The sequence below is a fragment of the Pseudomonas sp. UYEF17 genome, from assembly GCF_040546125.1.
Classification (GTDB): Bacteria; Pseudomonadota; Gammaproteobacteria; order Pseudomonadales; family Pseudomonadaceae; genus Aquipseudomonas; species Aquipseudomonas putida_Z.
This window is the reverse complement of the sequence record NZ_JBEPNE010000003.1, coordinates 66,878-92,935: the sequence shown is the minus strand read 5'-3', so window position 1 is coordinate 92,935 and position 26,058 is coordinate 66,878. Positions and strand designations below refer to the sequence as shown.

26 protein-coding genes are annotated in these 26,058 nt (G+C 62.6%); 8 read left to right on the top strand and 18 right to left on the bottom strand.

The window, feature by feature from the left end; all coding sequences use genetic code 11:
- Positions 1–62: 62 nt before the first annotated feature.
- The 4 genes from glpD to ABIB24_RS05805 all read right to left on the bottom strand — a co-directional run bounded on the left by glpD (position 63) and on the right by ABIB24_RS05805 (position 5,282).
- Positions 63–1,595 carry a glycerol-3-phosphate dehydrogenase gene (glpD, locus tag ABIB24_RS05820; protein WP_354316214.1) on the bottom strand — a complete coding sequence of 511 codons (1,533 nt, stop codon included), beginning with the start codon at positions 1,593–1,595 and terminating at the stop codon, positions 63–65.
- A 252-nt stretch (positions 1,596–1,847) separates the two neighbouring features.
- Entirely contained in the window at positions 1,848–2,603 is a 756-nt protein-coding gene (gene glpR / locus ABIB24_RS05815; RefSeq protein ID WP_025340394.1) for a DNA-binding transcriptional repressor GlpR, read from the bottom strand.
- A 276-nt stretch (positions 2,604–2,879) separates the two neighbouring features.
- Complete coding sequence (glpK, locus tag ABIB24_RS05810) at positions 2,880–4,379, bottom strand: glycerol kinase GlpK (protein WP_274078347.1); 1,500 nt, start codon at positions 4,377–4,379, stop codon at positions 2,880–2,882.
- A 51-nt stretch (positions 4,380–4,430) separates the two neighbouring features.
- The gene (locus ABIB24_RS05805) at positions 4,431–5,282 is read right to left on the bottom strand and encodes an MIP/aquaporin family protein (RefSeq protein WP_075046148.1); all 852 of its coding nucleotides are present in this window, start codon (positions 5,280–5,282) and stop codon (positions 4,431–4,433) included.
- A gap of 303 nt (positions 5,283–5,585) precedes the next feature.
- Between ABIB24_RS05805 and ybaK the strand changes: the two genes are divergently transcribed.
- On the top strand, positions 5,586–6,056 hold the full coding sequence (ybaK, locus tag ABIB24_RS05800; protein ID WP_085665445.1) for a Cys-tRNA(Pro) deacylase: 471 nt from the start codon (positions 5,586–5,588) through the stop codon (positions 6,054–6,056).
- Positions 6,057–6,178: 122 nt separating this feature from the next.
- Here ybaK and ABIB24_RS05795 read toward each other — a convergent pair whose 3' ends face one another.
- A complete protein-coding gene (locus ABIB24_RS05795) occupies positions 6,179–7,288 on the bottom strand; it encodes an ABC transporter ATP-binding protein (protein WP_025340392.1) in 1,110 nt (369 codons plus the stop codon).
- Entirely contained in the window at positions 7,285–8,205 is a 921-nt protein-coding gene (gene argF, locus ABIB24_RS05790) for an ornithine carbamoyltransferase (RefSeq protein ID WP_013973960.1), read from the bottom strand. Before argF ends, ABIB24_RS05795 begins: the two co-directional genes overlap by 4 nt.
- A 397-nt stretch (positions 8,206–8,602) precedes the next feature.
- Between argF and ABIB24_RS05785 the strand changes: the two genes are divergently transcribed.
- Positions 8,603–10,711, top strand: a complete 2,109-nt coding sequence (locus ABIB24_RS05785; protein ID WP_354316213.1) for a molybdopterin-dependent oxidoreductase — start codon at positions 8,603–8,605, stop codon at positions 10,709–10,711.
- A 91-nt stretch (positions 10,712–10,802) separates the two neighbouring features.
- Positions 10,803–11,138 carry a Grx4 family monothiol glutaredoxin gene (grxD, locus tag ABIB24_RS05780; RefSeq protein WP_003254949.1) on the top strand — a complete coding sequence of 112 codons (336 nt, stop codon included), beginning with the start codon at positions 10,803–10,805 and terminating at the stop codon, positions 11,136–11,138.
- Positions 11,139–11,195: 57 nt separating this feature from the next.
- On the opposite strand, the gene bfr is transcribed toward grxD, so the two are convergent.
- Both bfr and ABIB24_RS05770 read right to left on the bottom strand, forming a co-directional pair.
- Positions 11,196–11,669, bottom strand: coding sequence for a bacterioferritin (bfr, locus tag ABIB24_RS05775; RefSeq protein ID WP_003258014.1), 474 nt, complete (start codon positions 11,667–11,669; stop codon positions 11,196–11,198).
- Positions 11,670–11,870: 201 nt separating this feature from the next.
- Positions 11,871–12,089 carry a bacterioferritin-associated ferredoxin gene (locus tag ABIB24_RS05770; protein WP_137164725.1) on the bottom strand — a complete coding sequence of 73 codons (219 nt, stop codon included), beginning with the start codon at positions 12,087–12,089 and terminating at the stop codon, positions 11,871–11,873.
- Between the two features lie 224 nt (positions 12,090–12,313).
- Here ABIB24_RS05770 and ABIB24_RS05765 point away from each other — a divergent pair, with 224 nt between their 5' ends.
- Positions 12,314–12,916, top strand: coding sequence for a peroxiredoxin (locus tag ABIB24_RS05765; protein WP_003254945.1), 603 nt, complete (start codon positions 12,314–12,316; stop codon positions 12,914–12,916).
- A 159-nt stretch (positions 12,917–13,075) separates the two neighbouring features.
- Here the strand turns inward: ABIB24_RS05765 and rnt are convergent, their stop codons facing one another.
- Both rnt and pyrC read right to left on the bottom strand, forming a co-directional pair.
- Positions 13,076–13,687 carry a ribonuclease T gene (gene rnt / locus ABIB24_RS05760; RefSeq protein ID WP_230388460.1) on the bottom strand — a complete coding sequence of 204 codons (612 nt, stop codon included), beginning with the start codon at positions 13,685–13,687 and terminating at the stop codon, positions 13,076–13,078.
- A 59-nt stretch (positions 13,688–13,746) separates the two neighbouring features.
- Entirely contained in the window at positions 13,747–14,793 is a 1,047-nt protein-coding gene (pyrC, locus tag ABIB24_RS05755; protein WP_015271562.1) for a dihydroorotase, read from the bottom strand.
- 130 nt (positions 14,794–14,923) lie between these two features.
- On the opposite strand from pyrC, the gene ABIB24_RS05750 reads away from it, so the two are divergent.
- Both ABIB24_RS05750 and ABIB24_RS05745 read left to right on the top strand, forming a co-directional pair.
- Complete coding sequence (locus ABIB24_RS05750) at positions 14,924–15,841, top strand: flagellar protein MotY (protein ID WP_025340390.1); 918 nt, start codon at positions 14,924–14,926, stop codon at positions 15,839–15,841.
- Between the two features lie 273 nt (positions 15,842–16,114).
- Positions 16,115–17,332 (top strand): argininosuccinate synthase, encoded by a 1,218-nt coding sequence (locus ABIB24_RS05745; protein ID WP_013973956.1) that lies wholly within the window; start codon positions 16,115–16,117, stop codon positions 17,330–17,332.
- Positions 17,333–17,389: 57 nt separating this feature from the next.
- On the opposite strand, the gene ABIB24_RS05740 is transcribed toward ABIB24_RS05745, so the two are convergent.
- Entirely contained in the window at positions 17,390–17,872 is a 483-nt protein-coding gene (locus tag ABIB24_RS05740) for a hypothetical protein (protein WP_274079421.1), read from the bottom strand.
- Between the two features lie 366 nt (positions 17,873–18,238).
- On the opposite strand from ABIB24_RS05740, the gene ABIB24_RS05735 reads away from it, so the two are divergent.
- Entirely contained in the window at positions 18,239–18,859 is a 621-nt protein-coding gene (locus ABIB24_RS05735; protein ID WP_023660944.1) for a response regulator transcription factor, read from the top strand.
- A 43-nt stretch (positions 18,860–18,902) separates the two neighbouring features.
- On the opposite strand, the gene ABIB24_RS05730 is transcribed toward ABIB24_RS05735, so the two are convergent.
- The 7 genes from ABIB24_RS05730 to metG form a co-directional block, all read right to left on the bottom strand.
- The gene (locus ABIB24_RS05730; protein WP_003258006.1) at positions 18,903–19,079 is read right to left on the bottom strand and encodes a PA3496 family putative envelope integrity protein; all 177 of its coding nucleotides are present in this window, start codon (positions 19,077–19,079) and stop codon (positions 18,903–18,905) included.
- A 104-nt stretch (positions 19,080–19,183) separates the two neighbouring features.
- On the bottom strand, positions 19,184–19,822 hold the full coding sequence (gene nth / locus ABIB24_RS05725) for an endonuclease III (protein ID WP_025340388.1): 639 nt from the start codon (positions 19,820–19,822) through the stop codon (positions 19,184–19,186).
- A 4-nt stretch (positions 19,823–19,826) separates the two neighbouring features.
- The gene (locus ABIB24_RS05720; RefSeq protein ID WP_274079422.1) at positions 19,827–20,351 is read right to left on the bottom strand and encodes an NADH:quinone oxidoreductase; all 525 of its coding nucleotides are present in this window, start codon (positions 20,349–20,351) and stop codon (positions 19,827–19,829) included.
- The gene (locus tag ABIB24_RS05715; protein ID WP_274079423.1) at positions 20,344–20,946 is read right to left on the bottom strand and encodes an RnfABCDGE type electron transport complex subunit G; all 603 of its coding nucleotides are present in this window, start codon (positions 20,944–20,946) and stop codon (positions 20,344–20,346) included. The genes ABIB24_RS05720 and ABIB24_RS05715 overlap by 8 nt, the downstream gene beginning before the upstream one ends.
- A complete protein-coding gene (locus ABIB24_RS05710; RefSeq protein ID WP_354316212.1) occupies positions 20,943–21,917 on the bottom strand; it encodes an RnfABCDGE type electron transport complex subunit D in 975 nt (324 codons plus the stop codon). Before ABIB24_RS05710 ends, ABIB24_RS05715 begins: the two co-directional genes overlap by 4 nt.
- Positions 21,914–22,462, bottom strand: a complete 549-nt coding sequence (locus ABIB24_RS05705; RefSeq protein WP_354316211.1) for an Rnf-Nqr domain containing protein — start codon at positions 22,460–22,462, stop codon at positions 21,914–21,916. Before ABIB24_RS05705 ends, ABIB24_RS05710 begins: the two co-directional genes overlap by 4 nt.
- Before the next feature lie 165 nt (positions 22,463–22,627).
- Positions 22,628–24,667, bottom strand: coding sequence for a methionine--tRNA ligase (gene metG, locus ABIB24_RS05700; protein WP_015271555.1), 2,040 nt, complete (start codon positions 24,665–24,667; stop codon positions 22,628–22,630).
- A 158-nt stretch (positions 24,668–24,825) separates the two neighbouring features.
- On the opposite strand from metG, the gene apbC reads away from it, so the two are divergent.
- Positions 24,826–25,920 (top strand): iron-sulfur cluster carrier protein ApbC, encoded by a 1,095-nt coding sequence (apbC, locus tag ABIB24_RS05695; protein ID WP_012273870.1) that lies wholly within the window; start codon positions 24,826–24,828, stop codon positions 25,918–25,920.
- The last annotated feature ends 138 nt before the right edge of the window (positions 25,921–26,058 follow it).

Sequence of the window (26,058 nt, the reverse complement as noted above, 5' to 3'; positions counted from 1 at the left end):
GCACCCGGTGCGCACTCACGGACGGCTTGCTCGCCGTTCCGTGGGTGCGGGCAGGCCATGGGTCACGCCGCTTGGGTGCGCGCCTGCTGCTCTCGTTGCAGATAGTCTGCTAGCGCCTGTTGCTCGCCGGTGCTGGTGAACAGGCCCAGCTTGGTGCGGCGCCAGAGAATGTCTTCAGCGCTGCATGCCCATTCGTTGTGTGCAAGGTAGTCCACCTCCCGGGCGAACAACCCACCGCCAATGGCCTGGCCCAGGTCTTCCGGCCCTTGCACGCCATCCAGCAACTGCCATACGCGGCTGCCATAGGTCAGCACCCAGCGCCTGGCGATATCGACCGGCAACCAGCCACAACGCGCCACCACCGCATCGACCAGAGCCTGCACCGTGGTCATCTGCTCACCACCTGGTAGCGGCGCGCCAGCGGTCCAGCTACCGCGCATCTGTGGGAAGTGTGGCTTGAGCTCGGCCATGGCCGACTCGGCCAGTTTGCGGTAGGTGGTCAGCTTGCCACCGAATATCGAGAGCAACGGCGCTTGCCCTTCGCTGGCGGACAGCGCCAGGGTGTAGTCGCGGGTGACCGCGGACGGATTGTCCGATTCGTCGTTGCACAGTGGGCGCACGCCGGAATAGGTGTGCACGATGTCGCTGCGGCTGAGCTGGTGGTTGAAATGGGCGTTGACCACCTTGAGCAGATAATCGGTTTCCTGCTCGGTGATCGCGACTTTGGCGGGGTCGCCGCTGTATTCGCGATCGGTGGTGCCGATCAGCGTGAAGCGCTCCAGGTACGGGATGCAGAAGACGATGCGCTGGTCCTCGTTCTGCAGGATGTAGGCATGTTCGCCTTCGTACATGCGCGGCACGATGATATGGCTGCCCTGGATCAGGCGGATGCCGTAAGGGGCATCGAGCTTGAGGTCATCCTTGATGAAGCTGGCCACCCACGGGCCGGCAGCGTTGACCAGGGCGCGGGCGCGAATGGTCTGCAGGCGGCCGTCAGCGTGCTGCAACTCCACCTGCCACAGGCCATCCACACGCTCCGCACGCAGGCAGCGGGTACGGGTATGGATATGGGCACCTTTTTCCCGTGCGGCCATCGCATTCAGCACTACCAGGCGGGCATCGTCCACCGCGCAGTCGGCATATTCGAAGCCACGGCTGATTGCAGGCTTGAGCGGGTAGCCCGGGCCGAAGCGCAGGCTGCGCGAAGCACCCAGGCGCTTGCGCTTGCCCAGGTGATCGTAGAGGAACAGGCCGGCGCGAATCATCCAGGCCGGGCGCAAGTGCGGGCGGTGCGGCAGCACGAAGCGCATCGGCTTGACGATGTGCGGGGCTTTGGCCAGCAGCACTTCGCGCTCGGCCAGGGCTTCACGCACCAGGCGGAACTCGTAGTGCTCCAGGTAGCGCAGGCCGCCGTGGATCAGTTTGCTGCTGGCCGACGAGGTGTGCTGGGCCAGGTCGTCCTTTTCGCAGAGGAATACCTTGAGGCCGCGCCCGGCGGCGTCGGCAGCGATGCCCACGCCATTGATGCCGCCGCCGATCACGGCGAGGTCATAGCAGTCGGCGACTGGGGGCTGGGACGAAACGGGCTGGGACACGGGCAAGGCCTCCTGGGGCTGTTCACATCGAATATGAACATTGATGTTCGTTTTCGAAAATACTAGCGCAACAGAAAGCTGGTCGCCAGTCAGTCTTTATAGAAAAAACTGATCAGATGACAATGAAATGAACATTTACGAAAATTTTGGATGATCGGTTTGAAAGGTGTGGCGTCTATGAGATCGAGCGCGGCGCGGGCGGCGCTCGATCTCACAGGTGCGACAAGCCTTGCGGCATGCGCCTGTCAGCCCTCAAACCACCTCAAGCCGGATCTTGTACTGGTTCAGCAGCTGGGTGAGGGCGGGGGTTGGCGCCTGGTCGGTCACCAGACAGTCGACCAGGCTGATCGAGCCCATGCGCACCATGGCGTTGCGCCCGAACTTGCTGGAGTCGGCGGCAAGGACCACTTGACGGGCATTGGCGATGATCGCCTGTGACACCCGCACTTCCTGATAGTCGAAATCGAGCAGGCTGCCGTCTTCGTCGATGCCGCTGATGCCCACCAGGGCGAAGTCGACCTTGAACTGGTTGATGAAGTCGACACTGGCCTGGCCGACAACGCCGCCATCACGGCGCACCGTGCCACCTGCCACCAGCACTTCGAAATCGTCCTTGGCGGCAAGGATCGCGGCCACGTGCAGGTTGTTGGTGATGACTTTCAGGTGGTTGTGGTTGAGCAGCGCCCGGGCGATGGATTCGGTGGTGGTGCCGATGTTGATGAACAGCGAGGCATGGTCGGGAATCTGCCGGGCCACGGCTTCGGCGATGCGTTGCTTTTCGTCACGCATCTGGTCGGCGCGCATGGCATAGGCGGTGTTCTCGATGCTCGAGTCGTAGGCTGCGCCCCCGTGGTAGCGGCGTAGCAGATTGAGCTCGGCCAGCTGGTTGATATCACGGCGAATGGTTTGCGGTGTGACGACGAACAGCTGCGCCATTTCTTCGATACTGACGTAACCGCGTTCGCGCACCAGTTCGAGGATTTGTTGTTGGCGAGGGGGCAGATTCATGGGCGGTCCTTTGGGGCTGCCGGACAAATGCTGCAATGATGCCGTAGGACGCGGACTACGACCAGTAGACTATCGGGCCTGCCGCGGGGACAAATGCCCTGCATCGATTTTGTGGCCTGCGCTGGCGCTTTTTTGTAGGAGCGGCCTTGTGTCGCGAAAGGGCCGCGAAGCGGCCCCAGCAACATTTGCAATGACACGAAAATCCTGGGGCCGCTTCGCGGCCCTTTCGCGACACAAGGCCGCTCCTACACGTGGTGTAGCGCCTATCAGGTGGGATCAGGCCTCGTGATCTTCCCAGTCGCGGGTACGGTCGACAGCCTTCTTCCAGCCGGCATACAGCTTCTCTTTCTGCGTTTCATCCAGCTGCGGGCTGAACTCGCGCTCGATGATCGCCTTGTCGCGCAGTTCGTCCAGGCCGCTCCAGAAACCACAGGCCAGGCCTGCCAGGTAGGCCGCACCCAGCGCCGTGGTTTCGCGCATCTTCGGCCGCTCCACGCAGGTGCCGAGGATGTCGGCCTGGAACTGCATGAGGAAGTTGTTGGCCACCGCACCGCCGTCCACGCGCAACTCGGACAGGCGCTGGCCGCAGTCCTGCTGCATGGCGTCGAGCACATCGCGGGTCTGGTAGGCGATCGATTCCAGAGCAGCGCGGATGATGTGGTCCACCTTCACGCCACGGGTCAGGCCGAACAGTGCGCCACGGGCATACGGGTCCCAGTACGGGGCACCCAGGCCGGTGAAGGCTGGCACCAGGTATACGCCGTTGCTGTCCTTGACCTTGCTGGCAAAGTATTCGGTATCCAGTGCGTCGTTGACGATCTTCAGTTCGTCACGCAGCCACTGCACGGTGGAACCACCATTGAACACCGCGCCCTCCAGTGCGTAGGCGACTTCGCCACGCGGCCCGCAGGCGATGGTGGTGAGCAGGCCATGGGACGACTTCACCGCCTGGTCGCCGGTGTTCATCAGCAGGAAGCAGCCGGTGCCATAGGTGTTCTTGGCCTGGCCCGGCTCCACGCACATCTGGCCGAACAGTGCCGACTGCTGGTCGCCGGCGATACCGGCAATGGCGATGCCGCTCTTGGTGTGGCCGTAGACCTCGGAGGAAGGGCGTACCTCGGGCAGCATCTGCCGTGGGATGCCGAGGATTTCCAGGAGCTTGTCGTCCCACTGCAGGCTGTGGATGTTGAACATCAGCGTGCGCGAGGCGTTGGTGTAATCGGTGACATGCACCTTGCCACCGGAGAACTTCCAGATCAGCCAGGTATCGATGGTGCCGAACAGCAGTTCGCCGCGGTCGGCGCGTTCACGGGCGCCCTCGACATTGTCGAGGATCCACTTCAGCTTGGTGCCGGAGAAGTACGGGTCGGTGACCAGGCCGGTGGTTTCGCGAATGTAGTCTTCATGGCCGTCGCGCTTGAGCTGGGCGCAGATCTCGGTGCTGCGGCGGCACTGCCAGACGATGGCGTTGTACACCGGGCGGCCGGTTTCCTTGTCCCATACCACGGTGGTTTCACGCTGGTTGGTGATACCCAGCGCGGCGACCTGGGCGTGGCTGATGCCCGCCTGGGCCAGGGCCTCGACCATGGTCGCGCTCTGCGTGGCGAAGATTTCCATCGGGTCGTGCTCGACCCAGCCCGCTTGCGGGTAGTGCTGGGCAAATTCGCGCTGAGAGGTACCCACCACATTGGCGTCGCGGTCGAAAATGATGGCCCGCGAACTGGTGGTGCCCTGGTCCAGGGCGATGATGTAGTTCTTATCCTGGGTGTCTGTCATGGTCGTAGGCCTTGCGAAAATAGGGGTTCAGGGCTGGGCGTGATGCCGGCGTCAATTGACTTGAGTATCGCCCTGGCGATTGTCATTTGTCTCAGGGTTCACGGCGGCTGCCATTGGCAGGTTGCGGGCGATCAGGCCGCGATAGGTCGCGGCGCCCAGGCAGGCGCCAAGGATCGGTGCGAACACCGGAACCAGGAAATAAGGCATGTCCCGACCGCCAGTGAAGGCGATTTCGCCCCAACCGGCCAGGAAGGTCATGAGTTTTGGTCCGAAATCGCGGGCCGGGTTCATGGCAAAGCCGGTCAACGGGCCCATGGCGCTGCCGATCACGGCGATCAGCAGGCCGATCAGCAGCGGGGCCATGGCGCCGCGCGGCAGGCCGTTGTTGTCGTCGGTCAGGGCCATGATCACGGCCATCAGGATGGCGGTGATGATCACTTCGACCAGGAACGCCTGGCCGGTGGACAGCGATGGGTGCGGATAGGTGGAGAACACCGAGGCCAGTTCCAGGCTGGCTTCGCTACCGCGCAACATGGCGTGGGTTTGTTCGAAATCGAAGAACAGGTTGCTGTACAAGGTGTAGACCAACGCTGCGCCACAAAATGCGCCGCATACCTGGGCCAGCATGTAGAAGGGCAGCTTGCGCTTGTCGAAACCGGCGAACAGGGTGAGGGCGATGCTCACCGCAGGGTTCAGGTGCGCGCCGGAAACACCGGCGGTGAGGTAGATCGCCATGCTGACGCCCACGCCCCAGATGATACTGATTTCCCAAAGGCCGAAGCTGGCGCCCGCGACCTTGAGCGCGGCGACGCAGCCGGTACCGAAGAAGATGAGCAGGGCAGTGCCGAGGAACTCGGCCAGGCATTGGCTGGACAGCGCGGGTTGGCGTAGAGCAGTCGTCATGTATGACCTCGTTTTTTTTGTTGTGAGGCGCGTGGCGCTCGACAGCAAAGCCCGGAGTCTATCCCCGTTGACCCCAGGCAGATGTAGGAAACGCACCTTAAAAGTGCATCATTTATTCAGAAACGAAAAAATATAGACAAGAAACGCTGATGTCAAAGGTCGAAAGTGAACGGCCGGTCACGATCTGGATGCTGGTTTCAGGTGCGGATCCGCGTACTAGAGGCGCGCAGTTGCGGTTCGCTGGCTGAGGTGTGGGAATTGTCCTAAAGTAGCCGCCGAGCTGTCCCCGACCGGAGCCCCCGCATGACCCCCGCCCTAGACCTGTTGAAGAAACACCGTGCCGAGCATCGTGTGCACAGTTACGAACATGACCCCAAATCGGCGTCATATGGCCTGGAGGCGGCGGAAAAGCTCGGTCTCGACCCGCAGCAGGTGTTCAAGACCTTGCTGGCGAGCAGTGAGAAGGGTGAGTTGCTGGTGGCGGTGGTGCCTGTGGTGGGTACGCTCGACCTCAAGGCCCTGGCCCATGCTGCCGGGGTGAAAAAGTGCGAGATGGCCGACCCGGCGGTTGCGCAGCGGGCCACGGGGTACCTGGTGGGCGGGATCAGCCCGCTGGGGCAGAAGAAGCGCCTGCGCACCTTCATCGATGACTCGGCGCAGAACTTTGCAACCATCCATGTCAGCGCCGGGCGGCGTGGGCTGGAGGTGGAGTTGGCGGCCGCAGTGCTGGCTGAGTACACCCAGGGCAAGTTTGCCGGGATTGGTCGGGGCTGAGATTTCTGGGGCTGCTTTGCAGCCCATCGCGACACAAGGCCGCTCCTACAGGGGGAATACGTACCCTTGTAGGAGCGGCCTTGTGTCGCGAAAGGGCCGCAAAGCGGCCCCAAAATTTCGAATCAGGTCGCTGAACTGTACCGGCGCACCCCGTTCTCCTGCCGCGGCAACTGCGCCGCCACGCTGCCCGGCACCGGGAACAGCACCAGGTGATCGGCCTTGACCGCAATCCCCACATCCTCGCCGACCTGATGGTCGTTATGGCTAGGGAAGATCGCCTCCAGCTGGCTGCCGGTCGGCAACTGCAGGCGGTACAGGGTCGATGCCCCAAGGAAGCTCTTGCCGACGATGTTCGCCTGCAGCGCGCTGCCCGGTGCGTGGACGATATCGTCAGGGCGCAGCAGCACATCCACCGAGCTGCCCGGCGCCATGATGTAGGCACGGTTGCCGCGCAGTTCACCCAGCTCGGTATTGACCGCTTCGTGGCTGATCATCTGCCCACGGATGAAATACCCCTGGCCAATGAAGCTGGCCACGAACGGCGTCTGCGGCTCGTGGTAAAGGTTGTAGGGCGTGTCCCACTGCTCCAGGCGGCCTTCCTTGAACACGCCAACCTGGTCGCTGACGGCAAAGGCCTCTTCCTGGTCATGGGTCACCAGGATGGCGCTGGTGCCGCGGCTCTTGAGAATGTCGCGAACCTCATGGCTCAGGCGCCGGCGCAGCTCCACGTCGAGGTTGGAGAATGGCTCGTCGAGCAGCAGCAGTTGCGGCTCCGGTGCCAGCGCACGGGCCAGGGCGACCCGTTGCTGTTGGCCGCCGGACAGTTCATGCGGGTAGCGCCCGCCCAGGCCGCCCAGCTTGACCAGCTCGAGCATCTCTTCGATGACCTCGGCCTGGCGCGGGTGCTTGGCGATGCCGAAGGCAATGTTCTGTGCCACGGTCAGGTGCGGGAACAGCGCGTAATCCTGAAACACCATGCCGATGCGGCGTTTTTCCGGGGCCAGGGTGAAGCCAGCTCGGGAAATGACCTCGCCAGCCAGCTGGATCTCGCCGTCGTGCACGGGTTCGAAACCGGCGATGGCGCGCAGGGTGGTGGTCTTGCCGCAACCGGATGAACCCAGCAGGCAACCGATGTCGCCTGCGTTCAGGTGCAGATTGAGGTTCTGGACGATGCGCTGGTCGCCATAGCCGCAGGCGAGGTTGCGCAGGTTGAGCAGTAGGGGTTGACTCATGCGTGGTGGTAAGCCGGTTCTACAAGGAATTCGAGAAGGGCCTTCTGTGCATGCAGGCGGTTTTCAGCCTGGTCCCAGGCGACCGAACGTGGGTCGTCGAGCAGGTCATGGCTGATTTCCTCACCACGGTGGGCTGGCAGGCAGTGCATGAACAGGGCGTCGGGTGCCGCCAGGTCGAGCAGTTCGCGGGTGACCTGGTAAGGCGCGAAATGCGCCAGGCGCCGTGCAGTTTCCTCCTCCTGGCCCATGGAAGTCCAGACATCCGTGGTCACCAGATGGGCGCCGCGCACGGCTTCCTTCGGGTCACGCACGATCTGCACGTGGTCACCACCAATGGCCATGAAGCGTGGGTCCGGCTCGTAGCCTTCCGGGCAGGCGATGCGCAGCTGGAAGTCGAACTGCCTGGCTGCCTCGATGTACGAGTTGCACATGTTGAAGCCATCGCCGATCCAGGCCACGGTCTTGCCCTGGATCGAGCCGCGATGTTCGAGGAAGGTCTGCATGTCGGCCAGCAGCTGGCACGGGTGCGACTCGTCGGACAGCGCGTTGATCACCGGCACACGCGAGTTGGCGGCGAATTCGGTCAGGGTGCTGTGGGCGTGGGTACGGATCATCACCACATCGAGCATGCTCGACAGCACGATGGCACTGTCGCCGATCGGCTCGCCACGGCCCAGCTGGGTGTCGCGCGGGGACAGGAAGATGGCCTGGCCGCCGAGCTGGATCATGCCGGCCTCGAACGACACGCGGGTACGGGTCGAGGACTTCTCGAAGATCATGCCCAGCACGCGGTTCTTCAGGGGCTCGAACAGCACGCCTCGCTTGCGCAGGTCCTTCAGCTCGATGCCGCGGCGGATCACCCCGAGCAATTCGTCGGTGGTGAAGTCCAGCAGGGAGAGAAAGTGCCTAGCGCTCATGATTGACTACCTTATCTGCAACGGTATGCAGGTCGACCGTATGGTTTTTTTTGACAACGGGAGTGACCTGCGGCGTAAGCCGCACGGGGGCGGACGAAATAGGGAAAGGCGCAATACTATAAGTAAATGTCGCCTAAAGCCAAGAGGGGAAACAGCTGCCCAGTACCAAAGGGTGTTGCAAAGGGTGTCTTTACCCGACGGGCAGTGCTGTTTTTTATTTGCTACAGAGGGTTGTACACGGCTTGCCGGCAATTTGGCAAATGGCTGTCGCAAATCGTGTGCCTGATGTCGGTGGATTCACGCCGCGAAGCGCGCTGGCCGGCGGCGGGGGCCGGGCGCATAGTCGATGTTCGACAACCCTGTACACATCCTCCATGACAACAAGGCAGAGGCGGCCATGACCAAGACCCTGCATCACCGTGCCTGTCACCTGTGCGAAGCGATCTGTGGGCTGAACATCGAAGTCAGCCATGACGACGACGGGCGGGCGCTGATCAGTTCGATCAAGGGCGACCCCCAGGACCCGTTCAGCCGCGGCCATGTCTGCCCAAAGGCCGTGGCCCTGCAGGACATCCAGAACGACCCCGACCGCCTGCGCCAGCCGCACAAGCGGGTGGGCGAGCACTGGCAGGCCATCGGCTGGGACGAGGCCTTTGCCCTGGCCGCCGACAGGCTGTGGGCGATCCAGCAGGCCCATGGGCGCAATGCCGTGGCGGTGTACCAAGGCAACCCGAGCGTGCACAACTACGGCCTGATGACCCACAGCAACTACTTCCTGGGCCTGCTGAAAACCCGCAACCGCTTCTCTGCCACCTCGGTGGACCAGTTGCCGCAGCACCTGGTCAGCCACCTTATGTACGGCCATGGCCTGCTGCTGCCGATCCCGGACATCGACCAGACCGGTTTCATGCTGATCCTCGGCGGCAACCCGCTGGCCTCCAACGGCAGCATCATGACCGTGCCGGACGTGGAAAAGCGCCTGAAAGCGCTGCAGGCCCGGGGTGGGCGCCTGGTGGTGGTGGACCCGCGGCGCAGCGAAACGGCGGCGATGGCCGACAGTCACCTGTTCATTCGCCCTGGAGGGGATGCGGCCTTGTTGTGCGGCTTGCTCAACACCCTGTTCGCTGAAGGCCTGGCGCGCGGCTCGCACTTGCCGGTCGCGGGTCTGCAGCAGGTGCGCGAAGCGATCGCGCCGTTCAGCGCGGAGGCCATGAGTGCGCACTGTGGCATTGCCGCTACAGACATCCGCCAGCTGGCACGGGACTTCGCCGCGGCCGACAAGGCGGTGTGCTACGGCCGCATGGGGGTATCGACCCAGACCTACGGCACCCTTTGCCACTGGTTGGTGCAACTGATCAACCTGGTGACCGGCAACCTTGACCGTGAAGGCGGCGCGTTGTGCACCGAGCCTGCCGTCGACTTGGTGGCGACCACCTCGGGTGGCCATTTCAACGCTTGGCAGAGCCGGGTGTCGGGCTTGCCCGAGTACGGCGGCGAACTGCCCGTGGCGGCCTTGGCCGAGGAAATGCTGACACCCGGCGAAGGGCAGGTGCGCGCGCTGGTGACGGTGGCTGGCAACCCCGTACTGTCCACGCCCAACGGCCGCCAGCTGGATGTGGCGCTGGAGGGGCTGGAGTTCATGCTCAGCATCGACCTGTACATCAACGAAACCACCCGCCATGCCGACCTGATCCTGCCCTCCACCTCGGCGCTGGAAAACGACCATTACGACTCCACGTTCAACTTGCTGGCCGTGCGCAACGTGACCCGCTTCAACCGGGCGGTCCTGGCCAAGCCCGAAGGGGCATTGCATGACTGGGAGATTTTCGTCGGGCTGGCACAAGCGTTCGCCAAGCGCGCCGAGCTGGAGTTGAAGCCGACCTGGGCGCCAGCGCAGATGATCGACCTGGCCTTGCGCAAGGGGCGCTATGGTGAAGCGACACCCTGGCAGTTGTCGCTGGCAGCGCTGGACGAGCACCCGCATGGCCTCGACCTGGGGCCATTGCGCGCCAACCTAGCAGCGCGCCTGACGACTGCCAGCAAGGCTGTCGAAGCGGCGCCGCAGGTGCTGCTGGACGACCTGGGTCGGCTGGCGCAACAAGCCCCTCCGGCGCCGGGCGAACTGCTGCTGATCGGCCGTCGCCATGTACGCAGCAACAATTCGTGGATGCACAATTTTCATCGGCTGGTGAAAGGCAAACCGCGACATCAGTTGTTGATGCACCCGCAGGACCTGCAGCAGCGGCAGCTGCAGGACGGCCAGCGGGTTCGTATCCGCTCGCGTACCGGGGACCTTGAAGTCGAGGTGCAGGCCTGCGAGGACATGATGCCGGGCGTGGTGAGCCTGCCCCATGGCTTCGGTCACTCTCGTCGGGGCGTGCACATGCAGACCGCCCAGGCGCAACCTGGCGTGAGCGCCAACGACCTCACCGATGAGCGCCTGCGTGATCAGGTTTCCGGCAATGCCGCCCTCAATGGCGTACCCGTGCAGGTAGAGGCCGCGTAAGGAACGGTAAGGCCGAGCATGCTGCTCGGCTTTCCGTTACAATGCGTCACCGTGCCGACGACCGCGTCGGAAAGTTCAGCCGAGGTGCTACATGGATATCATCGAAACGATCAAAGAGCAGATTGCCAACAACACCATTCTGCTTTACATGAAAGGCTCGCCGAATGCCCCGCAGTGTGGCTTCTCTGCGCGTGCATCGCAGGCCGTGATGGGTTGTGGCGAGAAGTTCGCCTACGTCGACATCCTGCAGAACCCGGAAATCCGTGCGAACCTGCCAAAGTACGCCAACTGGCCGACCTTCCCGCAACTGTGGGTAGCCGGTGAGCTGGTCGGCGGCAGCGACATCATGCTGGAAATGTTCGAAAAGGGTGAGCTGCAGACCCTGATCAAGGAAGCGGCTGCCAAGGCCAAGGCTTCCGAAGCCTGAATTTCCGGCAAGCATGAAAAAACCCGCTCATCGCGGGTTTTTTCATGGGGCGAATATTTATTCTTCGCCCATCTGCGACTGCAGGTAGTTCTCGATACCAATCTTGTCGATCAGCCCCAGCTGGGTTTCCAGCCAGTCGATGTGTTCTTCCTCGGACTCGAGGATGTCTTCGAGCATGTCACGCGAGCCGAAGTCGCCAGCGGTTTCGCAATGGGCGATGGCTGCTTTCAGGTCGACCAGGCCTTTCTGTTCGATCTTCAGGTCGCACTCGAGCATTTCCTTGGTGTGCTCGCCAATCAGCAGCTTGCCCAGGTCCTGGACGTTGGGGATGCCTTCGAGGAAGAGAATACGCTTGATCAGTTTGTCAGCGTGCTTCATCTCGTCGATGGATTCCTTGTACTCGTGCTTGCCGAGTTTGTTCAGGCCCCAATCTTCGTACATGCGTGCGTGCAGGAAGTACTGGTTGATCGCGACCAGCTCGTTTCCGAGGATCTTGTTGAGATGCTGGATGACGCTTACGTCGCCTTTCATGTCGGGTTCCTGCCCTGTAGAAGTGTGCCAATACAGTGAAGTTTGAGCCCGATACTTAGGAGTGTCAAACCTAAGTTCTTGAATAATAAGTGAAAATTAATGGAAATAAGAATGTTTGTGAACCGCGTTGGAGCGCTAACTTATTGAATTGCGGGCATAAAAAAACCGGACGCAAGGTCCGGTTCTTGGAATTCTGGGTTTTCAGGCCGCGGTAAATTCCACGGGGTAGGGCAGGGCTGCCTGGCTGACCTGGAGCTCGGTCAGGGTCTCGCGGACCACCTGCTTGGCCACGCAGGCACATTTGCCACACTGGCTGGCGACATTGGTCGCGGCTCGCACTTCCTTGTAGTTGCAGCATCCTTCATAGATCGCATCGCGGATCTGTCCGTCGGTAACGCCGACACAAAGACACACATACATAAAGGCTGACCATCGTTGGTGGGCTCGATGGGGTGGAGCTTAATGTTAATGAGAATGCTTGTCAAAGGAGTTTCTGAAAGGGCCGTGCTTGAGCGACCGGCGGTTGCTTCGTCGTTGGAGTCGGCCTGTCACCAGAAGCCGTGTATGATGGTCGGCCTTTGTTGGATGTCGGGCAAGCCCGTCTGGCCCGGCAAACGGTTTTTCACCCTCATCAGGAGATTACAATGAGCGTACTCGTTGGTAAGAAAGCCCCCGATTTCACCGTTCCGGCCGTGCTGGGCAATGGCGAGATCGTCGACAGCTTCAACCTGGCTTCGGCCATCAAGGGCAAGTACGGCCTGGTGTTCTTCTACCCGCTGGACTTCACCTTCGTCTGCCCGTCCGAGCTGATCGCCCTGGACAACCGCATCCCTGACTTCCAGGCGCGCAACGTGGAAGTGATCGGCGTGTCGATCGACTCGCACTTCACCCACAACGCCTGGCGTAACACCCCGGTCAACAACGGCGGTATCGGCCAGGTCAAATACACCCTGGCTGCCGACATGACCCACGAAATCTGCAAGGCCTACGACGTCGAGTCCGAAGGCGGCGTGGCCTTCCGTGGTGCCTTCCTGATCGACACCAACGGTGTTGTCCGTTCGCAGATCGTCAACGACCTGCCACTGGGCCGCAACATGGACGAGCTGCTGCGCCTGGTTGACGCCCTGCAGTTCCACGAAGAGCACGGCGAAGTTTGCCCTGCCAACTGGAAAAAAGGCGACAAAGGCATGAACGCTTCGCCGGAAGGCGTTGCTGCCTACCTGAGCGAGAACGCTGGCAAGCTGTAATTGCCGCGTGCATGAAAAAACCGGCCCTTGTGGCCGGTTTTTTTGTGCCGTCCTGTGCCGGCCTCTTCGCGGGTAAACCCGCTCCCACAGGTATCCCACGGGCCTCAGCCATTGTGCGATCCCTGTGGGAGCGGGCATGCCCGCGAATGCTCTTTCAACTCAATCGTTGAAATCGCGCCAGCCGCCCATCTCTTTCCAGCGGTTGACGATGCCGCAGAACAGCTCGGCCGTCTTCTCGGTGTCATAACGCGCCGAATGCGCCTCACGCCCGTCGAAGTCGATGTCGGCGCTCTGGCAGGCCCGCGCCAGTACGGTCTGGCCGTAGGCCAGGCCCGCCAGGGTAGCGGTGTCGAAGCTGGAGAACGGGTGGAACGGGTTGCGCTTCAGGTCATTGCGCGTTACCGCCGCATTGAGGAAGCCCAGGTCGAAGCTGCTGTTGTGGCCGACCAGGATCGCCCGCTTGCAGCCATTGGCCTTGAGCGCCTTGCGTACGCCGCGGAAGATGTCGGTCAGCGCACTTTCCTCGCTGACCGCCATGCGCAGCGGGTGGTCCAGCTTGATCCCGGTGAACTCCAGCGCGGCCGCCTCGATGTTGGCGCCCTCGAATGGCTCCACCCGGTGGAAGTAGGTGTGCTCGGGGAACAGGAAGCCCTTTTCGTCCATGCCGATGGTGACAGCGGCAATTTCCAGCAGGGCATCGGTAGCGCTGTTGAAGCCGCCGGTTTCAACATCTACCACTACCGGCAGATAGCCGCGAAAGCGCTCGGCCATCGGGTGGCGCGAGCCGCTGCTGCCTTGGGTGTCCAGGTCGTCTTCGTAGAGGTCTTCGCTCACGCGTTTTCCTCCAGCAGGCGCCAGCGCAGTTTTTCGCCGGCGCGCAGCGGGACCACGGTCTGCTCGCCAAACGGTAGGCTGTCCGGGGCGGTCCATTCTTCGCGGACCAGGGTAATGGTGTCGGTGTTCGCCGGCAGGCCATAGAACGCCGGGCCGTGCAGGCTGGCGAAGCCTTCCAGCTTGTCCAGCGCGTTACGCTGCTCGAATGCTTCGGCGTACATCTCGATTGCCGCGTAGGCGGTGTAGCAACCGGCACAACCGCAGGCGGCTTCCTTGGCGTGACGGGCGTGCGGGGCCGAGTCGGTACCCAGGAAGAACTTCGGGTTGCCGCTGGTGGCCGCGTCCAGCAGCGCCACCTGGTGGGTGTTGCGCTTGAGGATCGGCAGGCAGTAGAAGTGCGGGCGAATGCCGCCAACCAGCATGTGGTTGCGGTTGTACAGCAGGTGCTGCGCGGTGATGGTCGCGCCGACGTTGGCCGGGGCCTCGGTGACGAACTGCGCGGCATCGCTGGTGGTGATGTGCTCGAACACCACCTTCAGCGTTGGGAAGCGCTCGACCACACGGCGCATGTGCTCGTCGATGAAGCGCTTCTCGCGGTCGAACACGTCGATCTCGCTGCGGGTCACTTCGCCATGCACCAGTAGCGGCATGCCAACTTCCGCCAGCGCCTCGATGGCCGGGAAGATGTTGTCGATGCTGGTCACGCCCGAGTCGGAGTTGGTGGTGGCGCCGGCAGGGTACAGCTTGGCGGCGTACACGAAACCGCTGGCCTTGGCCGCGCGGATGTCCTCGGGGCTGGTGCGGTCGGTGAGGTACAGCACCATCAGCGGCTCGAAGCGGCTGCCAGCCGGGCGGGCGGCCAGGATGCGCTCACGGTAGGCGCCGGCCTCGACGGCATTGCGTACCGGCGGAACCAGGTTGGGCATGATGATGGCACGGGCGAAAGTACGCGCCACGTCGCCAACGGTGTGGGGCAGGACGGCACCATCGCGCAGATGGATGTGCCAGTCGTCGGGACGCAGGAGGGTCAGGCGATCGGACATTGGGGATTCCAGGCGGGTCGAACTCAAGCCCCAATGCTACCGGAAAACCCTGGGTGGAGCACGGCTATCAAGTTTTCCGGCAGGCGTCCGATAGCCTGCAGGTAAGCCGTCAGAATTTGTGGAGCCGCCCGTGCGCCAGCGTTACCTAGCCCTGTTGACCCTGTTCGCCAGCCTGCCGGCCGGCGCGCTGACCTTCCAGACGCGCATGGAGAACATCGCCTGGAAGGTCGAGGGTGACCAGTTCGAGTGCCGGCTGATCCAGCCGATCGACGGCTTCGGCAGCGGCGAGTTCGTGCGCCGCGCGGGCGAGCAGCCGGTGTTCCAGCTGCGTTCGGACAGCAATGTACTGGGTGCGGGCACGGCCACATTGCTGGCAGCCGCTGCGCCGTGGCAACCCGGGCGCAGCGACATCAACCTGGGCAGCGTGCGCATGGCCCGCACCGGGGTGCTGTTCAGTTCGTCCCAGGGCCAGGCCAGCCGCCTGATCAACGGCCTGCTCGATGGGCGCAGCACGGTGGTACGCAATTACGCCGGCGAGGCGGGCAGGCCGATGGAAGTGCGTGTACTACCGGTCAGCTTCGCCAAGGCCTACAGCGACTATCAGGCCTGTGCCGGCAAGCTGCTGCCGATGAATTACGACCAGGTGCGCCAGACCCAGGTGGGCTTCCCCGGGGGCGGCTTCGAGCTGGATGGTGCGGCCAAGGCACGGCTGGATGTGATCCTCGACTACATGAAGGCTGACCCGACGGTGAACCATGTCGAGCTCAACGGTCACTCCGACAACAGTGGCAACCGCCTGACCAATCGCGACATGTCGCGCCGCCGGGCACTGGCGGTGGCCGACTACCTCAAGGCCCATGGCGTTCCGGAAGAGCAGATTACCGTGCGTTTCCACGGCGAGCGTTACCCGTTGGCGAAGAACACCAATGCTGCCAACCGGGCGCGTAACCGTCGGGTGAATATTGAACTGGATCGGGTGACGGTGATCGAGAAGCCGGTGGAGAAGCCTGTCGAAAAGGCCCCTGAGCCAACACCTGCCAAGTCCTGAAGGTTGCGGAGCTTTCTGTAGGAGCGGCCTTGTGTCGCGATGGGCTGCGCAGCAGCCCCGGCAGTTTTCGCTGCATTGCTGAGATCCAGGGGCTGCTGCGCAGCCCATCGCGACACAAGGCCGCTCCTACACGGCATTTCATACTTTCCGACGGTAAGTCGCCCTTCCGAAACTTCCTGTCGCTTTGTCGTCAGAAGCTGTCGCCCCACTGTAAATTTATCCGTAACGTCGTTAGAATCGATCCCTTTCCGTACAACCCCGTGGAGTGATGGCATGGCGGACGTAAAAAAGGTCGTACTGGCGTATTCCGGCGGCCTTGATACTTCGGTGATTCTCAAGTGGCTGCAGGATACCTACAACTGCGAAGTGGTGACCTTCACCGCTGACCTGGGTCAGGGCGAAGAGGTCGAGCCGGCTCGTGCCAAGGCCCAGGCAATGGGCGTTAAAGAGATCTACATCGACGACCTGCGCGAAGAGTTCGTGCGTGATTTCGTGTTCCCGATGTTCCGCGCCAACACCGTATACGAAGGCGAGTACCTGCTGGGTACTTCCATCGCCCGTCCGCTGATCGCCAAGCGCCTGATCGAAATCGCCAACGAAACCGGCGCCGACGCCATTTCCCACGGCGCCACCGGCAAAGGCAACGACCAGGTGCGTTTCGAACTGGGCGCCTACGCCTTGAAGCCAGGCGTCAAGGTAATCGCCCCATGGCGTGAGTGGGACCTGCTGTCCCGCGAGAAGCTGATGGACTACGCCGAGAAGCACGGCATCCCGATCGAGCGCCACGGCAAGAAGAAGTCGCCGTACTCGATGGACGCCAACCTGCTGCACATCTCCTACGAAGGCGGTGTCCTGGAAGATACCTGGACCGAGCACGAAGAAGACATGTGGCGCTGGAGCGTCTCGCCCGAGAATGCCCCGGACCAGGCTACCTACATCGAGCTGACCTACCGCAACGGTGACATCGTTGCCATCGACGGTGTCGAGAAGACCCCGGCCACCGTCCTGGCCGACCTGAATCGTATCGGTGGTGCCAATGGCATCGGCCGTCTGGACATCGTCGAGAACCGTTACGTCGGCATGAAGTCGCGTGGCTGCTACGAGACCCCAGGCGGCACCATCATGCTCAAGGCCCACCGTGCCATCGAGTCGATCACCCTGGACCGCGAAGTCGCTCACCTGAAGGATGAGCTGATGCCGAAGTACGCCAGCCTGATCTACACCGGCTACTGGTGGAGCCCGGAGCGTCTGATGCTGCAGCAGATGATCGACGCTTCGCAGGTCAACGTGAACGGCGTGGTACGCCTGAAGCTGTACAAGGGCAACGTCACCGTTGTCGGCCGCAAGTCGGACGACTCGCTGTTCGATGCCAACATCGCTACCTTCGAGGAAGATGGCGGCGCCTACAACCAGGCGGACGCAGCGGGCTTCATCAAGCTCAACGCCCTGCGTATGCGCATTGCTGCCAACAAGGGCCGCTCGCTGCTCTGATCGCTGGCATGTGCAGCAAGAACCCCGGCCTAGGCCGGGGTTTTTTTATCTGTGATATCAATGGCCGTCGCTCGCCTGCTGTCCATCAAGCGCGCTGATCGATAGTTGTGCGCACTGGCGTCTATCCAGGTTGCAAAAGCGCCACGTGCGCGCTTGCTGCGGCGGTTGGGCAAGGGCGGACAGCAATTGCTGCTCCATCATGCGATAGGCATCGGGGCCGGAAAACATGAATGTGACAGGCTCGCCCTGCAGCGCTTCGCTGGTATTACCGGGCATTGCATGTTTGGCCACATCGCTCTGTGTCGACGTGTTGTCATTTGCCGTCCTGTTTGATGAAGGGTCGTAGAGCGACTTGTAATTGAAGTTGAGCGTGAGGAAGAACAGTGCCGTCAGGAAGAATGGGAAGCCCACCAGGAACCAGGTATAGAGCTTTTGGCTGGATTCGCTGAGAAACGGCAATGTGGCAAGGGCGGAGGCTTCGATAATCCCTGCGAAGATGGCAATGATCGTCAGCGGGGCGACAGGTTGTACTTGGTGCATATGGGGTCGTCTCCAGCGATTTTGCACATCTTTACCTTACGGCGATGCTCAACTAAAGGCTGGATTGTTTCCCGGGTGAGAATAATCGCTCGAAATCCTGATGACGGTGTTTGTTCAGCGCATTTGAACTGAGTATTTCCCGAGGTGTCGGCCGGTTTTCAACTGGTGCACTTTTAGCGGCTGGTGATACCGTTCATTCGGTAGCAGGGAATTTGATTGTTACAAGTGCGTCAGTTGAGTGTAGGAAATTTCTGTAAGTGTTGTAGGTTCTATCTGTTCATATATTTCGTCGGTAAATCACCGCGCCAGTAAGCGTTCTGTAGGTTATCTTGGCGGGCCATAGCAAAAGCAATGAATGGATATCGCATGAATAAAGTGCTTATCGTGGATGATCATCCGGTCATACGCCTGGCCGTACGCATGCTGATGGAGCGGCATGGGTATGACGTCGTGGCGGAAACCGACAACGGGGTGGCTGCGCTGCAACTCACACGGCAACACCTGCCGGATATCGTGGTGCTCGATATCGGTATCCCCAAGCTGGATGGCCTGGAGGTGATCGGTCGCATGACAACTTTCAGCCCGGGCAGCAAGGTGCTGGTGCTGACATCGCAGGCCCCCGGCAACTTCTCGATGCGCTGCATGCAGGCGGGGGCGGCGGGGTATGTGTGCAAGCAGCAGGAACTCACCGAGCTGCTGAGCGCCATCAAGGCCGTGCTGTCGGGCTACAGTTACTTCCCCAACCAGGCCTTGCATGTGTCACGCGGCAGAGGCGGAAGCGAGACGGATATGGTCAACCGCCTCTCGGCGCGCGAGATGACGGTGTTGCAACAGCTGGCGCGAGGGCGTTCCAACAAGGAGATTGCCGACAGCATGTTCCTCAGCAACAAGACGGTCAGTACCTACAAGTCGCGCCTGTTGCTCAAGCTCAATGCGCGCTCGCTGGTCGACCTGATCGAGCTGGCGCAGCGGCAAGGGTTGAACTGACCGCCAAGGCCGTAAAGCCTCCAGCCAGGAGGCTTTGCCAAGGTTACAGATCGTAGTCGAAGTCGGCCAGCTGCTTCTGCAGGCGCCTTTCTTCCAGCATATTATCGATGGTACGGCGCTTGCTCAGGTTGGTCTTTGCGGTTTCTACCTGGGGTTCCGCTTCGTCATCCGCGGCAACAAAATCATCTTCGATCGACAGGTCGTCTTTATCGCTACTCATGAGTCGCTCCAAGCCAAGGGGCCATTGGCCGTCCTTATAACCAGAAAGCAGACGCTGGTAAAAAAGATTTTTTCAATCGCTGCAGGTGGTTTCCAGCTATCGACTCAATCGTCGGAGGTCTTGTGCTTGTACTCGCACAAGTCTTCGATCCGGCAACTGCCGCAGCGCGGCTTGCGTGCCTGGCACACATAGCGCCCGTGCAGGATCAGCCAGTGGTGGGCGTCGAGCAGGTAATCCTTTGGCACGAACTTGATCAGCTTTTTCTCCACTTCCAGCACCGTCTTGCCTGGTGCAATACCCGTGCGGTTGCTGACCCGGAAGATATGGGTATCCACCGCCATGGTTGGCTGGCGGAACGCCGTGTTGAGCACCACGTTGGCGGTCTTGCGGCCCACGCCGGGCAGCGCCTCCAGGGCTTCGCGGGTTTGCGGTACCTGGCTGCCATGGCGTTCGATCAGCAGTCGGCAGGCTTCGATGACGTTCTTGGCCTTGCTGTTGTACAAGCCAATGGTCTTGATGTACTCGCTCAGGCCTTCGACGCCCAGCGCATAGATGGCCTCGGGGGTGTTGGCGACCGGGAACAGGCGTGCGGTGGCCTTGTTGACGCCGACATCGGTGGACTGCGCAGACAGTGTCACGGCGACCAGCAGTTCGAACGGGGTGGTGTAGGCCAGTTCGGTCTTCGGGTCGGGGTTGTCTTCGTGCAGCCTGCGAAAGATCTCCAGGCGTTTGGCGGCATTCATGAAATCAGAGCTTTCCTTGACGACGTGGTTGGGCGGGGCCCGGACGCAGGCGATTGTACAAGGCCAACAGCAGTCCGAGCAGTAGCAAGGCGCCCGGGGCAAGGCTGGCCAGGTGCAGGCCTGTACCGTCGGCCAACCATTGGCGGCTGGCGCCGAGCAGCAGGCATGTGGCAAGCAGCGCACAAAGGTGGCCGGCGAGCAGGCGCCAGCGCCCTTGATCGGGCAGCAGGTGGTCAGTGGCCAGGCATTGCAGGCACAGCAGTGCGGGATAGTGGCCGAGGGCAAGTGCCACTGGCAGCAGCCAGGCACGCAGCGCCAGTTGCAGGCAACTGGCCAGGGCCGCCAACAGCAGCAGGCTGGCCAGCACATAGGTCCAGGTGGCAAGCCGCTGGCGCAGGGGGGCCAGCAACAGCTGGTGAAGGCTGCTCATCAGCACCGCGCACACGCCGATGGTGGCGCCTTCGCTCATTGTTCGGGTGGCGCCCAACAGGGGCACCAGGCTTGCGCCGAGCAGGCAGAACCTATTCATGCATGGCGCCCTCCAGCAATACGCTGCGCTGCTCATCGAAGTAGCTCAGCGCTTCCTGCAGCGCGCCGATCACCGCCCGTGAGGTCACGGTTGCGCCAGCCAACTGGTCAAAGTCGCCCTGGTCGCGCTTCAGCGCCCAGCGATCGCCCAACTGGCGGTTGGCAAATTGCCCAAGCCAGTTCAGCTGCGGATCACCCAGGCGTGCACCCAGCCCGGGGCTTTCCTGTTGCTCGACTACCTGGCTGCCGATCAGCCGGCCGTCCGCGGTGATGGCCACGCTCAGCACGATCGGCCCGGCATAGCCCTGGGCCTGGGTGACCAGGATGATGGCGGCCGGCTTGCCTGCCAGCGTCGCCCGGTAAGCTGCCAGGATACGGCTGTTTGGCCGCTGTGCGGCGGGCCTGGGCAGCGGGCTGTCCAGGGGCTGGTTGTCGTAACTGCCTTCTGGCAGCACTGCCAGCCGCTGACGGCTATTCAGTTGTTTCTCGGCGTCGGCGATGGCCGCGCTGGTCCAGTGTCGCCAGGCCAGGGTGGCCGACAGTGCCAGTACCCCGGTCAGTAGCAACAGGCCCACATCACGTACCAGGCGCTTCATCGTGCAACCTGCTGGCGCTGCAAAGCCAGGCGTTCGAGGCTCGGCGCCATGAGGTTCATCAGCAGGATGGCGAATGCCGTACCGTCCGGGTAGCTGCCCCAGGTGCGGATCAGGTAGATCAGCAGGCCCGCCCCCAGGCCAAACCCCAGCTTCGCCCACTCCTGCCGGGGGCCGGATACCGGTTCGGTGGCAATGAAGAACGCCGCCATCATGGTCGAGCCGGAGAACAGGTGCAGCAGCGGGGAGCCGTTGGAGTCCGAACCCGAGCCATTCCAGCCCAACAGGCTGAACAGGAACAACCCTGCCAGCAGGCCAACCGGCGCATGCCAGCTGATCACCTTGCGTTGCAGCAAAAACAGGCCGCCCAGCAGGAACGCCAGGTTGACCCATTCGCTGCCCTGCCCACCGATGCTGCCGAAGCCCGGGTGGCTGGCGAACAGTTCATCGATGGTCAGGCTGCGGTTGTGGCGCAGGCCGTCGAGCAGTGTCGGCCGGGCCCAGGCATCGATCTGCTCGCCACCGGCGAACACCAGCTGCAGGCTGTCGAGCAGGCCTGGTGCCGGCCCCGGCCAATGGTTCATCTGCAACGGGAAGCTCAGCAGCACGAAGGCGTAGCCGACCATGGCCGGGTTGAACAGGTTGCGCCCGACCCCGCCAAAGGCCTGCTTGCCGATGCCGATGGCAACACTGGCTGCGACCACAGGCAACCACCAGGGCGCCAGGGTTGGCAGGGCGGCGGCCAGCAGCACGGCGGTCACCAGCGCGCTGCCGTCGTTCAGCGCCGTGCGCAGCGGTTGTGCTCGCAAGGTAAGCAACAGCGCCTCGCACAGCAGCGCGGCGCTGGCGCACAGCAACAGGTTCAGTAGCAAACTCCAGCCATGCAGCCAGAACAGCGCCAGCAGGCCAGGTACGCAGGCCAGCAACACCAGGCCCATGCTGGTGCGTAGCCGCGGGTCGGGCTTGGCGGTCATTGGGCGAACAGCCCGTTGAAGCCGGAAAACGCCATGGCCATTACCCCGGCCCCAAGCAGTTCGATGGGCAGGCCGCGCATTGCCCCGGGGACGTCGGCATGAGCGCTGCGCTGGCGCAGGTCGGCGAACAGCACCAGCGCCAGCCAGAAGCCGCCGCCGGCCAGCAGGCCTTGCAGCAAGGTAGCGAGCCATGTGCTGTCGTCGCTTGCCTGTTGCAGGGTCAACCCCAGTACTACCGCATTGCTCAACAGCAGCGCGGGCAGTTGCGTCACCGGCCAGCTCGGGCGCCACCTTGTCAGCAGCCATGGCATGCCCCAGGCGAGCCCGGCCAGCCAGGGCAACAACAGGAACAGGGCAAGGTCCTGGGCCTGCAGCGGGGCAAGCACCCCGCGCACCAGTAGTTGTGCGCCGATCACGCCCAAGGCAATGCACAGTGCGCAGGCGAGGCCGTGCACATGGAGGTGCAGCCTTGGGAGTGGCTGTTGTTGCAGGCACAGGTGATTGACCAGCGCAGCGCTGGTCAGGACCAGGATGTAGTCGCTCATGAGATGACGATAGCCGGGAATCGGGGCGATTGTCCGGGTTTGGCATCAAGGTGCCGGAGTCATTGTGGGAGCGGGCGTGCCCGCGAACACCGGCAACGCCGGTGCCATGCACCGCGTAGTCCGTTTCGCGGGCACGCCCGCTCCCACAAGGTCCAGCAGGTTTTGTTACTTGATGCGCTGGCCCGGCTTGGCACCGCTGTCCGGGCTCAGCAGGTAGATCTCTTCACCGCCAGGCCCGGCCGCCATGACCATGCCTTCGGACACGCCAAAGCGCATCTTCCGTGGCTTGAGGTTGGCCACCATCATGGTCAGGCGGCCTTCCAGCTGGGACGGGTCGGGGTAGGCCGACTTGATGCCGGAGAACACGTTGCGGCGCTCGTCACCGATGTCCAGGGTCAGTTGCAGCAGCTTGTCGGCACCCGGCACGGCCTCGGCCTTGACGATCAGTGCCACGCGCAGGTCGACGGCTGCGAAGGTGTCGAACTCGATTTCCGCCGACAGCGGGTCCTTGGCCAGCTCGCCGTTGCCGGCCGGGGCCTTGGCTTCGGCGGCCAGCAGGTCTTCCTTGCTGGCGGCGACCATGGCTTCGACCTTGGCCGGTTCGATACGGCTCATCAGCGCCTTGAACGGGTTCAGCTGGTGGTTTTCCAGGCGCGACAGGTGGTCGTTCCAGGTCAGCGGTGCCACGTTGAGGAAGGCCTCGGCGTCAGCGGCCAGCACCGGCAGCACTGGCTTGAGGAAGATCACCAGTTGGCGGAACAGGTTGATGCCCTGGGCGCAGATGGCCTGCACTTCATCCTGCTTGCCTTCCTGTTTGGCCAGCGACCATGGGGCCTTGTCGGCGATCCAGGCGTTGGCACGGTCAGCCAGCGCCATGATTTCGCGCATGGCACGGCCGAAGTCGCGGCCTTCATAGGCGTCGGCGATCGACGGGGCGGCCGCCAGGAAGGCTTCGGTCAGCTCCGGTGCGGCATCGCCAGCCACCATCACGCCTTCGTTGCCTTTGTGGATGAAACCGGCGCAGCGGCTGGCGATGTTGACCACCTTGCCGACCAGGTCGGAGTTGACCTTCTGCACGAAGTCTTCCAGGTTCAGGTCCAGGTCATCGACGCCACGGCCCAGCTTGGCCGCGTAGTAGTAACGCAGGTATTCCGGCTGCAGGTGGTCGAGGTAGGTGCGGGCCTTGATGAAGGTACCGCGCGACTTGGACATCTTGGCGCCGTTCACGGTCAGGTAGCCGTGCACGTTGACCGCGCTCGGCTTGCGGAAGCCGGCGCCTTCGAGCATGGCTGGCCAGAACAGGGCGTGGAAGTTGACGATGTCCTTGCCGATGAAGTGGTACAGCTCGGCCTTGGAGCCCTCGTTCCAGAACGCGTCGAAGTCCAGCTCCGGGCGGCGTGCGCAGAGGTTCTTGAAGCTGGCCATGTAGCCGATCGGTGCGTCCAGCCACACGTAGAAGTACTTGCCTGGCTCGCCCGGGATCTCGAAGCCGAAGTACGGCGCGTCGCGGGAGATGTCCCATTCCTGCAGGCCCGAGTCCAGCCATTCGGCCAGCTTGTTGGCTACCGCGTCCTGCAGCGTGCCGCTACGGGTCCACTGCTGCAGCATGGCCTGGAAGTCCGGCAGCTTGAAGAAGAAGTGCTGGGAGTCACGCAGTACCGGGGTGGCGCCGGAGATGGCCGACTTGGGGTTCTTCAGCTCGGTGGGCGCGTAGGTGGCGCCGCATTTTTCGCAGTTGTCGCCGTACTGGTCTTCGGCCGCGCACTTGGGGCAGGTGCCCTTGATGAAGCGGTCGGCGAGGAACATGCCCTTTTCCGGGTCGAAGTACTGGGTCACCGAACGGGTGGCGATATGCCCGGCGTCACGCAGGCGCGCATAGATCAGGCCCGACAGCTCGCGGTTTTCTTCGCTGTGGGTGGAGTGGAAGTTGTCGAAATCCACCAGGAAGTCGGCGAAATCGCTGCTGTGTTCGGCCTGGACGTTGGCGATCAGCTGTTCCGGGGTGATGCCTTCCTTCTCGGCGCGCAGCATGATGGCCGAACCGTGGGCGTCGTCGGCGCAGACGTAGATGCACTGGTTGCCGCGCAGCTTCTGGAAGCGGACCCACATGTCTGTCTGGATGTACTCGAGCATATGGCCAAGGTGGATCGATCCGTTGGCATAGGGCAAGGCGCTGGTGACGAGAATCTGACGTGGCTCGGACATGGTGGCTCGGCTACTTATCTGGCGACGGGGTAAAAATGAGGTTGATCGGCCACTATAAAGGGCTGGCGAAGATATTTCACCTCGCATGCGCATCTGCTGACGATTGACGGGTTAGGATAGGCGTCTGTTTTACATTCAGTTTGCCATTGGGAGTCTCCATGAGTGCCGTCACCCGTGCCGCCGTCGAGGGCGTGCTTCGCCAGTACACCGACCCCTACCTGAACCAGGACCCGGTCAGCGCCGGCTGCGTGCGCGCCATCGATATCCAGGGCGGGCAGGTCAGCGTGCAGTTGCAGCTGGGTTATGCCGCAGGGCTGTTCAAGAACGGCTGGGCCCAGGTGTTGCAGACCGCCATCGGCAACCTCGAGGGCGTCAGTGGTGCCCAGGTGTCGATCGACTGCGTGGTGGCCGCGCACAAGGCCCAGGCCCAGGTGCCGGCAATGGCCAACGTCAAGAACATCATCGCCGTGGCCTCGGGCAAGGGCGGTGTGGGCAAGTCGACCACCGCGGCCAACCTGGCCCTGGCGCTGGCCCGCGAGGGTGCGCGGGTGGGTATTCTCGATGCCGATATCTATGGCCCCAGCCAGGGCGTGATGTTCGGCATCGCCGAAGGCACCCGTCCGCAGATTCGCGAGCAGAAGTGGTTCGTGCCGATCAAGGCCCATGGCGTGGAAGTTATGTCCATGGCGTTCCTGACTGACGACAACACGCCGATGGTATGGCGTGGCCCGATGGTTTCCGGCGCGCTGCTGCAGCTGGTGACCCAGACCGCCTGGGACGACCTGGATTACCTGGTGATCGACATGCCGCCGGGCACCGGTGACATCCAGCTGACCCTGGCGCAGAAGGTACCGGTGGCCGGTTCGGTGATCGTCACCACCCCGCAGGACCTGGCCTTGCTGGATGCCAAGAAGGGCGTGGAGATGTTCCGCAAGGTCAACATCCCGGTGCTGGGCGTGGTGGAGAACATGGCTGTGCACATCTGCTCGAACTGCGGCCATGCCGAGCACCTGTTCGGCGAAGGCGGTGGCGAGAAGCTGGCGAGCCAGTATGGCGTCGACCTGCTGGCGTCGTTGCCGCTGTCGATGCTGATCCGCGAGCAGGCCGATAGTGGCAAGCCGACGGCGATCGCCGAGCCGGAAAGCCAGATTGCCATGGTCTATCAGGAACTGGCCCGCCAGGTGGGCGCGCGGATCGTGCTGCAGGAAGCTGCTGCGCCGGCGATGCCTAGCATTACCATCAGCGAAGATTGACTGGCAGACCGAGTCGCCTGCTTCGCGGGTAAACCCGCTCCCACAGGTACAGCGCAGCCTTCAAGTACCGCGCTGTCCCTGTGGGAGCGGGTTTACCCGCGAAGAGGTCGACTCGGTCTTTCGGCCAGGCATAAAAAA

Bases quoted from the DNA above. Each gene is read 5' to 3' on its own strand.
- glpK (WP_274078347.1), bottom strand. From the start codon at position 4,379: ATGACAGACACCCAGGATAAGAACTACATCATCGCCCTGGACCAGGGC.
- ABIB24_RS05795 (WP_025340392.1), bottom strand. From the start codon at position 7,288: ATGAGTCAACCCCTACTGCTCAACCTGCGCAACCTCGCCTGCGGCTAT.
- ABIB24_RS05745 (WP_013973956.1), top strand. From the start codon at position 16,115: ATGGCGGACGTAAAAAAGGTCGTACTGGCGTATTCCGGCGGCCTTGAT.
- ybaK (WP_085665445.1), top strand. From the start codon at position 5,586: ATGACCCCCGCCCTAGACCTGTTGAAGAAACACCGTGCCGAGCATCGT.
- ABIB24_RS05730 (WP_003258006.1), bottom strand. From the start codon at position 19,079: ATGAGTAGCGATAAAGACGACCTGTCGATCGAAGATGATTTTGTTGCC.
- bfr (WP_003258014.1), bottom strand. From the start codon at position 11,669: ATGAAAGGCGACGTAAGCGTCATCCAGCATCTCAACAAGATCCTCGGA.
- ABIB24_RS05705 (WP_354316211.1), bottom strand. From the start codon at position 22,462: ATGAGCGACTACATCCTGGTCCTGACCAGCGCTGCGCTGGTCAATCAC.
- rnt (WP_230388460.1), bottom strand. From the start codon at position 13,687: ATGGCCGAGCGCTTTCGCGGCTATCTGCCGGTAGTGGTAGATGTTGAA.
- ABIB24_RS05715 (WP_274079423.1), bottom strand. From the start codon at position 20,946: ATGAAGCGCCTGGTACGTGATGTGGGCCTGTTGCTACTGACCGGGGTA.
- ABIB24_RS05765 (WP_003254945.1), top strand. From the start codon at position 12,314: ATGAGCGTACTCGTTGGTAAGAAAGCCCCCGATTTCACCGTTCCGGCC.
- ABIB24_RS05740 (WP_274079421.1), bottom strand. From the start codon at position 17,872: ATGCACCAAGTACAACCTGTCGCCCCGCTGACGATCATTGCCATCTTC.
- nth (WP_025340388.1), bottom strand. From the start codon at position 19,822: ATGAATGCCGCCAAACGCCTGGAGATCTTTCGCAGGCTGCACGAAGAC.
- ABIB24_RS05720 (WP_274079422.1), bottom strand. From the start codon at position 20,351: ATGAATAGGTTCTGCCTGCTCGGCGCAAGCCTGGTGCCCCTGTTGGGC.
- argF (WP_013973960.1), bottom strand. From the start codon at position 8,205: ATGAGCGCTAGGCACTTTCTCTCCCTGCTGGACTTCACCACCGACGAA.
- glpR (WP_025340394.1), bottom strand. From the start codon at position 2,603: ATGAATCTGCCCCCTCGCCAACAACAAATCCTCGAACTGGTGCGCGAA.
- ABIB24_RS05710 (WP_354316212.1), bottom strand. From the start codon at position 21,917: ATGACCGCCAAGCCCGACCCGCGGCTACGCACCAGCATGGGCCTGGTG.
- ABIB24_RS05805 (WP_075046148.1), bottom strand. From the start codon at position 5,282: ATGACGACTGCTCTACGCCAACCCGCGCTGTCCAGCCAATGCCTGGCC.
- grxD (WP_003254949.1), top strand. From the start codon at position 10,803: ATGGATATCATCGAAACGATCAAAGAGCAGATTGCCAACAACACCATT.
- apbC (WP_012273870.1), top strand. From the start codon at position 24,826: ATGAGTGCCGTCACCCGTGCCGCCGTCGAGGGCGTGCTTCGCCAGTAC.
- metG (WP_015271555.1), bottom strand. From the start codon at position 24,667: ATGTCCGAGCCACGTCAGATTCTCGTCACCAGCGCCTTGCCCTATGCC.
- ABIB24_RS05785 (WP_354316213.1), top strand. From the start codon at position 8,603: ATGACCAAGACCCTGCATCACCGTGCCTGTCACCTGTGCGAAGCGATC.
- ABIB24_RS05735 (WP_023660944.1), top strand. From the start codon at position 18,239: ATGAATAAAGTGCTTATCGTGGATGATCATCCGGTCATACGCCTGGCC.
- pyrC (WP_015271562.1), bottom strand. From the start codon at position 14,793: ATGTCCGATCGCCTGACCCTCCTGCGTCCCGACGACTGGCACATCCAT.
- ABIB24_RS05770 (WP_137164725.1), bottom strand. From the start codon at position 12,089: ATGTATGTGTGTCTTTGTGTCGGCGTTACCGACGGACAGATCCGCGAT.